We start from the raw sequence: 11,217 nt of genomic DNA on the forward strand, positions 1-11,217 counted from the left end.
CAATTGGGGTGCAGTTCAATCTAAAGGGGTGTTTTTTTATGTCTAAAAGAGCAAGAACATCGCAAGTCGAAAAATGGATTAAAGAAGGTCGTGGCTCTGGAGTTGGAGAGGATTATAAACCATGGTTAAACATTCAAGATGTGTTTTCGAAAGGTCGGTCTACACGTTTAAAAGGTATTAGAACAAATAGACAGAATGAATTTCTATCAGATTTGGAACGGAATTACTTTTATTTAACTGAATATTGGGATTCCGTTGTTGATATTCGAGAATAATTTCCTTATTCCGTAGATGGCCATATATTGTGGATTTGAAATAAAGTCACGATGTTTGTAAGAAAGACGCGAAGTTTTGAATAACGTTGCGACGTTTATAAAAAAGATGCGATGCTTTATCTCTTCAATCAAAGAATTCTAAATGGGTTTTGATCAGACTTTTTTTATAAAACTAAATGTTCATTCAAAAAGAAACGAATCCAATTTGATCAAACTTTTTTCAAAATGGATTTGTTTTATTTCCGTAGAATAAGGATTTGTGAGCTGTTTTTAATTAAAGTTTATTCCAAAGCAAGATAGATATTGCCGTTAAGCTTTTTTCTATAGTTCAAAGCAGAGCAATTGAAACGGGAAATGAATTTATTACATCTGAAGCTATTATTAAGGTAGGGAAAGAAGACTTAAAATTAGTTCAACCTATGTTGAAAGCTCTAAGAGATGGTATTGAATCTGAAATTTCCAAATATGAAGACATAACTCCAATTGATTTATCTGGATTCCTTCAACAAAGGCAAAGTAAAATAGATGTTCGAGGATCTATTCAAAGGAAAAAGGAAGAGCAGGAAAATCAAAAAAGACAGTTTGAAGTATCACATTTGGAGAAAGCTGTTCACTCTTTGATTACTTTAGGAGTTGATGCAAAGCAAGCCGAGATTGTAGTTAAAAGAATTATTAATAATGCTGAATATGAAAGTCCAGCAGATATCACGATTCAGGCATTAACCTATTTAAAAGATAAGCAGGGAAGTAAAGTAATTAAGAAAAAGGATACAAAGGCTGAAAATAACTTATTAGAAAAAATTATTAAAAGAGGAAAGAGTGAAAAGAAATCTGCATATGAAGCTTTATTAGAGGATGGATTTATAAAATTGCCTATTGATGAACTGATTATTTAGATGAATAAAAAAATGTATTTTAGATAGAAGATTAGATAACTATTATGTGAAATAACAGGAACAGTCTTTTCGAAAAAGGCTTTTTTCCTTATGGTTGACCATAATGATGAGAAGCTTTTTATGTAGATGAAGGGCATTTTTTCAATAAGGAGTATTCTTCTCAGTGATATCACTTTATCATAATTATAACTTTGATAATAATAAAGGCTTTATAAAATAAGAAAACAGTAACAACCTTTTTTTAGAAGCTACAATATTAGCTTTAAGTCTAATTAAAATATAATTATACTAATTTCCCAAAAAAAGTGTTTGAAATTATTTTCCATATATGGTAACCTGTAAATGTAATAAATTTTAAAAATAGGAAGGTGTTGTATATTATGCGTAAACCTCAAGTTGTTAAAAAAACAAATTCTGTAGTATACAAATAATAACAAAAAAATGATGACGTGTAAAAAACGCCATCATTTTTTCATTATTTTAGGAGGTATTACATTGATAAAAATACTAAAAAACAGCTTAGTAAGTACCAATATCATAGCGAATACAATAGAACTTCTTGGAAATAAAAACTTATTAACAACTGTCGAAAATAATTTTTTAAATCCTAAAAATATAAATATAACTTCTGATATGTCTATAACTGATAGTCAAGATATTAATCATCAATTGAGATATTTTGATTTACATAGAGCTTTACGACTAATTAATTTTATTAGTTTTAAAGTATTTAATGAGTTGAAAAGACAAAAAATTAAAAATGTTGAAATTCAGTTTCATGCTTCACAAATTTCTGAACCAGAATTATTCTTTATTAGTAGATTAAATCATTTTTCAGAGAAAACTATTGATATAAAATTATCACTTCAAGCTAATATGGCAGCTATAGAAATTGAAGATAACGATATGGCATTTTATTTGAGTGTAGGAGATCTTTGGACTTCTTTAGATATAGGTAATGATGTTTTAATTTCTAACTCGTCCAATTTAGACATAGAGTTTCTTCTTAGATTGGCCATAACACAAAATAATTTAGGTAATACTTTTGCTGGTGAAACTTTATTAAAACATATTATTTCTAAAGATTATAATACTAATAATGAAAATGAAGTTAAAATTTCATCCTTATATATACTTTCTATGTTGTATTTAAGACATCACGATAAATCCTTCCATAGTATTGAAATAGCAGAAAAATATTTAACAAGGGCTTATAATTTATTAAATGACCCTTCTTTTATTCATAATGATAAAGAATTTAAAAAGATTTTTAATAGAAATGGGTATGCTCTTATCCTTTTTAAACGGAATCGAATACAAGAAGCTATTGACTTATTAGAAAAAAAAATAAAAGAATTAGATTTACTGATCGCAGGTGGTAAAAAATACGCATTATTGCATAAAACGGTTTTAATGTATAACATTTCTCAATGTTATAATTCTTTAGGTGATTTTAGAAAAAGTGTTCTACTTTTAGAAGAAATCATTAAAATAGATACCTACGATGCTGATTATCACTATGAAATAGTTAAAATTCTCTTTGAGAATGATTTATTAGATGAAGGATTCAAATGGTTAGAAATTATTGAAGACAAAAATATTGAAGATTTATCTATTCAATCAGCCATGAAAGGATATTATTTTATACAAAAAGAAAATTATAAAGAAGCAGCTTTAAATTATAAAACAGCATATTTCTTAGAGTATAACAATAGATATATCGGTGAGATTTTATATAGTTATTTATATTCTTTATATAATTTAGAACAATACGAGACAATTTTAAGCATAGACATTTCAGGAATTTCTTTAAATGATAATTATAAAAAAGATATTTCAAGTATTTTAGAAGAGACGAGGATAAAAATAAACTGTGAAGGCATTAAAGTATAAAGGACTAACCTCTTTTTTGCTGATATTCTATCTAGGTATGGGTATATCACGCTACGTTCAAGTATTATGGTTTGAAAAAAACGATGCTGTATTCTCTTATTCACTTTCTTATGCGTTTATGGCAATAGCAGGATCTTTATCATTCCTATTGGGGAGTAGGATTAATGGAATGAAAATATTGAAGTCTTTTGCTATATTTATACCTCTTTACTCAATAGGTATGGCATTAAGAATTTTTCCAAGTCCTATTGTATTGCCTATACTTTCTGGTTTCATATCTGGAATAGGGGCTTCCTCTGTCATTCTTATAATTCGAACTTGGATTTTTGAATTAGCGAATAAACACGAAGAAGATAAAGAGTTTCTGATTTCATCTAGAATTATTGCTGGACAAATAGGAACAGTCTTATCAGTACTCATAGCAGGTCAATTGTTAGTCATATTTCATGAATCAAAATATATATATATAATACTTTTATTAGTTTCTTCTTTATGTCTTTATACAGTGTTTTTAGTAAGAATTCCTGATAATAGAATTAACGAAAAAAGTAGAAATATTCTCCCTACCGATAAAAAGTTGACATTATTAGCTATCGTTAGCAGTTGTATATTAGGAATGAGCAATGGTATGTTTGAGCCATATTTGCCTATTATTTTAAAGAATATAGGGTTCAGTTTGTCAACTGTAAGTATAATAATGGGGCTCTATGCTATTATAAAAATTGTAAGTGGGTTTGTTATTCAAAATAAAAAATTGTTGTTGTATCCTCATTATAATATTTTAATTGCTGAAATTTTACTATGTTTATCTGCATTATCCATGGTTATTTTTAATCAACAAAAGTATTTGATATTATGTTTGATACTTACTATTAGCGTTTTACTTACAGTATCAACAATTTCAATAGAATTATGGGAATATAAAGTTTTCCCTTCTAATGAGCTATCTATTTATTTTGGGATTATACAATCATCATTTTTTATAGGTGATGCTTTAGGGGGAACAATTGGAGGATTTCTATACAGCTATGTGAATATAGAATCGTTATTCATAACTTTTTCAATTCTAAGTTTAATTTTAGGGATTATATATTTCATAATGTATAAAAGAACATCTTTTTCTGCAGAAAAGCAAGTATAAATTTACAAAGTTGATCATTTTGTAAATTGGTATATTAAGGACATGTAAAATAAATATTGCTTATTAAAGAACAAAAAAAGAAAGCTTGAAAACGGCTTTCTTTTTCCGCTTCTATCGTATGTTCAATCTTCACAATGCTTTTATAGGGCATTTTTTTATCCAAGAACATTTGAACCTGACTCTCACCTTTTGCGACATCCAGACCTACTACTGGGTTCATAGTTTATCTCCTCCTCATGTAGTGTATTGACCGGTAACCTCTATCTAGCTTGTTATTCATATCTTCGCTTGTTATACGGGATCACTATGTCCCAACCAGCCTAATCATGTGTTAACAAGTAGAGGGCGAACAGTTTAGTTGTCGGGATCAAGTACCACGGGAGCTTCCGTTCTACCCCGGCTACTATCAATCTATACATTGAATAAAAAATAGTCAACCAGATTTCTCTGGCTGACCTTATAATACGAACGAGGGCTTTAGTTAAATAGCCCATAAGAAGACCACTCGGTGATGAAACAGCATCCCAATTGTTAGACACTAACTAACAATAGGAATGCGGTCCATAATGGGTGGTCGCTATGTGATTGAAGCGAATCGCATCTCCCACCAGATGAATAATGGTGTATTGCTAAATGACATTGAGCTCGATCAAGTTAGCTATATTTTGAGCCTTGATTGGATGGAGGGGAATGCAGAGCCACTTCAAATCAAGCAATTTTTTAATGGTGCAAGCGTTAGTAATGGAGCAAGTTTTATGATTAATCCAATCTATGACGGACAACATTTAGTAGGATATTTACGGATGACATATCATGTTCCGAATAATTTGATACCCGCAATTATTGCCATAGATATCATTCTACTGTTAGCTTTAGTTACTATAGTATTAGTGCTATTGTATCTTAAAAGGCAAATCATTAAGCCATTTCATGCCATTGAGAATATGCCACTTGAGTTATCAAAAGGACATCTAAATCAAGGTATAAAAGAGAGTAAAAGTAGGTTTTTCGGTAAGTTTATTTGGGGGCTTGATTTGCTCAGAGAGACATTGGAGTCACAGAAACAAACCAATTTACGACTTGAAAAAGATAGACAAACGCTGATTGCATCACTTTCCCATGAACTCAAAACACCAGTTTCTGCTATCAAACTATATTCAGCAGCACTATATAACAACCTTTATAAGAGTGAAAAGAAGCGTAAGGAATGTGCTAAGCTCATTGAGCAAAAATCCGAGCAGATTGAAAAACTTATCGGCGATATTATAACCACATCTGCATCCTCGCTAAGTGATTTCGAGATTCAAAATAGAGAATTCTATTTAAGTGAATGGATTGAAAAGATAACGTATGGTAATAAAGAAAAGCTTGCTCTGTTAAAAATTAATTTTGAAGTCGAGCAAGTTCAGGATAAGCTCCTGGTAGGGGACCCAGAAAGACTTGTAGAGGTATTTGATAATATCATTGAAAATGCCATTAAATATGGTGATCGTAATTATATAAAAGTATCATTCCATGAAGAAGAATATAGACAATTAATCCGAGTAAAGAATTCGGGCGCACCGATTTCGCAGAATGAGCTGCCCCATATGTTCTCAAGCTTTTGGCGGGGCTCAAATGTGGGCAACAAGCCAGGCAACGGATTAGGATTATACATAGGCAAGCAACTACTCAAAAAAATGGAAGGCAACATTTTTGCAGAAACAAAGGATCATGTCGTTTCTATTGTGTTGGTTGTTAGATTAAGTTGACCTCCTCATCGCCTGGAGGTTTTTTTCATTGCATAGAAAATTAAAATTTTTTCGAACAAAGGAATTCCTAATTTATAGTATGTTTCCAAATAGTCGATCCAGGTGAGAACGGTGTTACCAGCAACACAGGAGTTAATTCAATTGCTAGAAAATCAAATAGAAAGAACGGAGAAAAAATTATTATATCGTTTGAAGAAAAATCGAACCATACATTACTTCAGCAGGACTAATATTTTTGAACAAGAGAAGGTGAGTTTTTATATCCCATTTGAACAAGAAAACGAAGCATTTGGACTGAGAAACGCTCATACATTATCGAATAATTAAAAGCCACCTCATTTCAATTTTTATGAGATGGCTACTGTTTATATTTGATTGATGTATTCTATATAATTATTGTGACTGAATAATATGGTCATTAACAAATGCTTTTATGAAAAATAATTCGTTATCATTAGGGTCCCTTTTATTTTCTGCCTTAAAGGACTCTTTCGCATTTTCTAGTGAGGAGGACTTTACAACTTGACTTGCTGTTGTTAACTCTTCCCAATATATATTCATTTCATTTGAATCACAGATAGATTCATGACCAAGTATATCAGTGATATAATGGCTTTATAAAATAAAAAAACAGTAACTATCTTTTTTTATTGAATAAATGAGGTAATGTTACATTTATTACTTTTAGTAACAATCTATAGGTCATAGAGAGTACGGTTTTTTAAATGTAAATAATATGGTTTTAATGATTTTGGTAACAATCTTTTTTTTGAAGCTACAGTTGTCCATGTATAACTTAAACGTGATGTGAAAACGGTTGGAAAATATAAAAATGAATAGTTTAGATTTGTAATAAAGTTGTTGATTAAATTAACGATATTAACCTTTATACGAGAACAAATCTAAAGAGCATGTTTTGATCAACCTTTTTTCAAAACATGCTCTTATTTAATGTGGCAGATTAAATTCTTTATAAAGAAGTTTGGTTACTTTCGAAACACTTGTTGTACTAAAGCACCCCGTTACTTTAAGTGTAAAATATCACAATGTTATCGATTTACAAAGTTTAAGTGACTAGGTAATAATTTAAGTGTATTTTTAAAATGAGTTTCATATAGAGTTTTTGGAAATTGCTTTAAATACTTCCCAGTAAGATAAGGCATCCACCAATTTAGAAGTTGCATAAATAAAAATACAAACCAAAAGACCACCGAAATAATCATTAGCCATTTTATCTGTGTAATAAACAATCCTATACAAAGAATGATAATAATTCCGTTTACAGTAGCCTCAATGATTTTTTCCTTTGTTGAGTATTTTGATAAATCATTCCACGGATAAAGATTAACAAGGGTTGTTACTTCAAAATAAAGAAACAACAGAATTTGGAACGCTATCGCAAAATTAAATAAATCCATTAACTCCCCTCTTTTCAATCCCATATTATCACTATATTTACAAGTATACACAGTGAATATTGGCTTTTCTAATTAATCTTTTCGACAACAGAAGCAGGGTATTTTTTTCATATCCCCCCGAAAAGGTTTATTATGAAAATCCCTCCTGAAATGTAAAAGATTCAGGAGGGATTTTATAATACTTGATTGAGTGACAGCTCTAACGTCTGCGCCCGTTTTATAGAAAAAGCTTATATGGCCTCATACAAGTTACTTCATAATAAATTTCATAATCAAACTAATTATAATGGAAATTATTGTATAGACTACTAACCGGAATATGGTTAGCCACTAGAGTATAAGAAGCAATCCCTTTATATGAGCCTCTTTCTAAGCCCGGATAGGCTCATATTTAATTGGGAATATCAATCTTAAATTCCTCATACGTAATTGGTTTTGGAAACTTATAGGTTTTAATCTGCAAGCCTTTCTTCTTGCTTGCTGCAAATTCTTGCTTAAATGTATTACCCTCAATTCGCTCTGCTAATGGATTATCCTCTAGCAATAGGCTTTTCCCATTAGCATCCTCTAGCCATAATGAATTCCTTGAAAATTTATCGTCTACAATTACATCACTTTCGACATCAAAATACATGACAATTTTATCTTGTTCATGAATTATCTTTGTTACAAGAACTTTTCCAAATTCACCTTGATCGACGGTGATAGGCAGAGTTTGTTCATCCAATGGTATGAATACTTCTTCCAAGCCTTTTTCCGACATAGGAATGGTGTAAGGAACAACTCTTACTTTTTTGCTGCCTTCTTTTAAAGGTGCATACAGAAAATTAAGCTTTTCTATTTCTTTTCCATTTTTGGTATCTCCAATACCACTTGCTGTTACCGTATCTAACACATTCCCATTATCATCGATCACGTAAAAGTTTAAATATGGATCAAGCTTATTATTCCCTTCATCCTTTACCACTTTCACATTAAGATCTGTTCCAGCTGGGCCAACTTTTAAAGAACTTATTTCTACTTCTGCCCCTTCGATGGTTTTCACTTCCTGCGGTCGAATCACTGTTACTTCATTTGATTGTTTCACGGGAAAATTAAATTCCCACTTGCCTGGAATCAGATCAACCGCATCAATTCTCAATTTTATATCAAATTCTTCCGGAAGTTCCTCAGTCGGCGTAATATCCATCGTCCCTTTATATTTCTGTGGTGTGACAAATTCTCCTGAATAACCGGAAATGAAATTGATTTCCTTCCCATTTACTTCAATCGTTGGATGTTCGATCTGACCAGTTGCGAACAGAGATTCTTGAGTAAATCCGAATGTTAAACGAGTACCGTCATAGAAATATTCATTCATTGTTAACGTAATCCCATTGTCCTTTGAAGATTGGTCAACCACCTGAGTTAAGCCTGTTTTTCCTGCAATTCTTAGTCCCTCATCCCAAGAGTCGTTGAAAAAGGTTCCGATAATCGGAATATTAGAGGCAATCTTCGCCATTGCAGGAGAAACACTTGCTGACCCAATAAGAACGCCTAAGCCTAAAACTGCGGCACTTATTGCGGCACTTAGTGAATAGAAAACCACTTTTTTCTTTGACGTTTTTGTTCGATTTTCATTGATTGTATTTGCAATAATCGAATCAAGCTTATCCATTGGGACAGATACCTTATCCATTTCTTTTTTCAAATCTGGCCATTGGTTATTACTCATTAACAGAATCCTCCTTTAATTTTTCTTTTAACTGATTAATCCCTCGATGGATATTTGTTTTTACTGTTCCTTCTGGACAATCTAGAACATCTGCAATTTGCTTAACCGTGTAATCCTTATAAAACCGTAGAATTAAAACCGTTTTATATTTTTCATCTAATTCCATAACAGCCCGAATTAAATCAGAATCTTTTTGATTTGACAGGTATGGAGCCAGCTTTTCTTCTATGCTTTTTCTCTCCATTGGAATAATTCTTTTCTTTTTGTTTAAAAGATCAATCGCTGAGTTGATAAGGATACGAGACAACCAAGTTGAAAAGTAACGTTCATCTTTCAGATACTTTATTGAAACAAAAGCTTTATATATAGTTTCTTGGACAACCTCCAGTGCATCGTCTTCGTTTTTCATATAAATGTAGGCTATTTTATAAAGTTTGATCTTTTCATCCTCTATCAGCTCTTGAAAAGCTTTGTTACTTCCCTTTTTAGCACGCTGAACCTTTTTAATATCTTGCAAATTTGTGCCCCTCCTTTCCTCTAACTGTTAGACAAAACAGGGATGAATAACGTTTCAATTTTTTTCATTTTTTTTGATTAAACAATTTTGTTCTCTAATACTTATGAAATTTGGTTATATGCGCGTGTCCACTATGGATCAAAACTTGGACCATCACGAATTAGAAAGAGGGTAAGGATTGCTCCCCCCAATCAGCTTGTAGAATTAGATTATAAATTGGCTGAATTAGATATATAAGAAAAAGGAGTTCAACTGAGATACATGTAATAATGCATTATCTCACTGAATGTAAAAAAGAGTAGCAAAAGCTACTCTTTTTTAATCAATGTTGATCATAATCATAACAAAAGCAATCCTTCTATTTTTTTGATTACAATACGCATTAATAATGAAATTGTCTATCTAGCGCGGTCTATAAAACCCAGTAGTGAATTAGAAGACACACGAGTTTTAGAAAAATTAGAGTTAAAGTTTTGCCCTAATTGTGTTCGGGATGACATTAAAACTCTTGGCCAATCATATTGGAGGTTGTCCCACCAATTACCCACAAGTTTAATTTGTTTAGAACATGATGTTATTTTAAAAAATTGGAATTATAGTGAAAGTAATACTTCATTGAAAACATTAAAAATTAAAGATTTAAGTTCTGAAGTATTCGAGAAGTTCTCAAATAAAACAAGATTTTATGCACGAAAATTTGCAAGACAAAGTTTAAATTTAAATATGGAAAATTTGAATTTGTATTTTAAATTTAGGTACGGTAAGTTCTACTTGGTTTTAATTGCAAATGGATATGTAAATTCTACAGGACAAGTTGATGTATTAAAACTTAGGTCAGATATAGAGAGTTACTATGGAAAAGAATTAATGAAACTGGCAAGATTTAATGAACGGATATTTGAGCAAATTGTAGAATACCCTCTAATATGTAATATACATTTCACCTATATTGAGACATTATTTTTTATTAATTTCTTTTTTAGCTCTTTATCAGATTTTATGAAATGTAATTTAACTCTCCCAACAGGAGAAACAGGACCTTTTCCATGTTTGAATTATTTTTGTGAAAGCTTTAATCAATGTAATATACAAGATGCTAAAATATATTTTGATAAGCAAAAAAGAAGGTATAAATTTCAAATGTGTTCAATGTAATTGTGAATATGACAAGATTTTCAGAATTAAGGATTGGCACTTGATTGAAACATGGTTTTATAAAACAGAAGAATGGAAAATCAATGTATTATCATTAATCTATAATAAGGGTCTTAGCATAGAAACAGTTTCAAATAAATTACATATCAGTTCAATTGAAATTGAAGAGTTACTTAAAGAAAATAAAAGAGAGAAATGGTTTAAACCAGAGGACTTATCAATATGGTCGGAGACCTCTATTAATTGGATAAAAAGAGATAAACAAGTGCTATTATATTTAAAATCAATTATTAGTAAGGGTATAATGTTTGAAAAATCTAAAGTGTATTCATAGATTTATTTGACACTTGATAGGACAAATATAAAAGCCGAACTGCAATATCTTTTGAAAACAAATGAATACATAGAAAAGCATAAATTGTTTGATGAATGAATCAATTTCATAATACGTATTTTA

The 11,217-nt window shown here is 30.7% G+C and carries 11 protein-coding genes and 1 pseudogene; 8 read left to right on the forward strand and 4 right to left on the reverse strand.

Going from position 1 to position 11,217, the window contains the following annotated elements; translation table 11 throughout:
• Positions 1-38 precede the first annotated feature (38 nt).
• The 4 genes and pseudogenes from ACOMCU_RS27440 to ACOMCU_RS27455 all read left to right on the forward strand — a co-directional run.
• Positions 39-272, forward strand: a pseudogene (locus ACOMCU_RS27440) (heteromeric transposase endonuclease subunit TnsA); the annotation flags it as partial.
• 422 nt (positions 273-694) lie between these two features.
• Positions 695-1,171, forward strand: coding sequence for a hypothetical protein (locus tag ACOMCU_RS27445; RefSeq protein WP_421052200.1), 477 nt, complete (start codon positions 695-697; stop codon positions 1,169-1,171).
• 495 nt (positions 1,172-1,666) lie between these two features.
• Complete coding sequence (locus ACOMCU_RS27450) at positions 1,667-3,064, forward strand: tetratricopeptide repeat protein (RefSeq protein ID WP_421052201.1); 1,398 nt, start codon at positions 1,667-1,669, stop codon at positions 3,062-3,064.
• Complete coding sequence (locus tag ACOMCU_RS27455; protein ID WP_421052203.1) at positions 3,045-4,205, forward strand: MFS transporter; 1,161 nt, start codon at positions 3,045-3,047, stop codon at positions 4,203-4,205. The genes ACOMCU_RS27450 and ACOMCU_RS27455 overlap by 20 nt, the downstream gene beginning before the upstream one ends.
• Positions 4,206-4,239: 34 nt before the next feature.
• On the opposite strand, the gene ACOMCU_RS27460 is transcribed toward ACOMCU_RS27455, so the two are convergent.
• A complete protein-coding gene (locus ACOMCU_RS27460) occupies positions 4,240-4,425 on the reverse strand; it encodes a hypothetical protein (RefSeq protein WP_421052212.1) in 186 nt (61 codons plus the stop codon).
• Positions 4,426-4,786: 361 nt separating this feature from the next.
• On the opposite strand from ACOMCU_RS27460, the gene ACOMCU_RS27465 reads away from it, so the two are divergent.
• Complete coding sequence (locus ACOMCU_RS27465) at positions 4,787-5,956, forward strand: sensor histidine kinase (protein ID WP_421052205.1); 1,170 nt, start codon at positions 4,787-4,789, stop codon at positions 5,954-5,956.
• Positions 5,957-6,067: 111 nt separating this feature from the next.
• Positions 6,068-6,283, forward strand: coding sequence for a hypothetical protein (locus ACOMCU_RS27470; RefSeq protein ID WP_421052206.1), 216 nt, complete (start codon positions 6,068-6,070; stop codon positions 6,281-6,283).
• A gap of 722 nt (positions 6,284-7,005) precedes the next feature.
• Here ACOMCU_RS27470 and ACOMCU_RS27475 read toward each other — a convergent pair.
• The 3 genes from ACOMCU_RS27475 to ACOMCU_RS27485 all read right to left on the reverse strand — a co-directional run bounded on the left by ACOMCU_RS27475 (position 7,006) and on the right by ACOMCU_RS27485 (position 9,605).
• Positions 7,006-7,374, reverse strand: coding sequence for a hypothetical protein (locus tag ACOMCU_RS27475; RefSeq protein ID WP_421052207.1), 369 nt, complete (start codon positions 7,372-7,374; stop codon positions 7,006-7,008).
• 391 nt (positions 7,375-7,765) lie between these two features.
• Positions 7,766-9,088 carry a DUF4179 domain-containing protein gene (locus ACOMCU_RS27480; RefSeq protein WP_421052208.1) on the reverse strand — a complete coding sequence of 441 codons (1,323 nt, stop codon included), beginning with the start codon at positions 9,086-9,088 and terminating at the stop codon, positions 7,766-7,768.
• Complete coding sequence (locus tag ACOMCU_RS27485; RefSeq protein WP_400910511.1) at positions 9,081-9,605, reverse strand: sigma-70 family RNA polymerase sigma factor; 525 nt, start codon at positions 9,603-9,605, stop codon at positions 9,081-9,083. The genes ACOMCU_RS27480 and ACOMCU_RS27485 overlap by 8 nt, the downstream gene beginning before the upstream one ends.
• 366 nt (positions 9,606-9,971) lie before the next feature.
• Between ACOMCU_RS27485 and ACOMCU_RS27490 the strand changes: the two genes are divergently transcribed.
• Both ACOMCU_RS27490 and ACOMCU_RS27495 read left to right on the forward strand, forming a co-directional pair.
• Positions 9,972-10,760: a TnsD family Tn7-like transposition protein gene (locus tag ACOMCU_RS27490; RefSeq protein ID WP_421052210.1), complete on the forward strand. Its 789-nt coding sequence runs from the start codon at positions 9,972-9,974 to the stop codon at positions 10,758-10,760.
• Between the two features lie 40 nt (positions 10,761-10,800).
• A complete protein-coding gene (locus ACOMCU_RS27495) occupies positions 10,801-11,094 on the forward strand; it encodes a hypothetical protein (protein ID WP_421052211.1) in 294 nt (97 codons plus the stop codon).
• The last annotated feature ends 123 nt before the right edge of the window (positions 11,095-11,217 follow it).

It is taken from the genome of Lysinibacillus sp. UGB7 (genome assembly GCF_049058285.1).
Taxonomy (GTDB): domain Bacteria; phylum Bacillota; class Bacilli; order Bacillales_A; family Planococcaceae; genus Lysinibacillus; species Lysinibacillus sphaericus_B.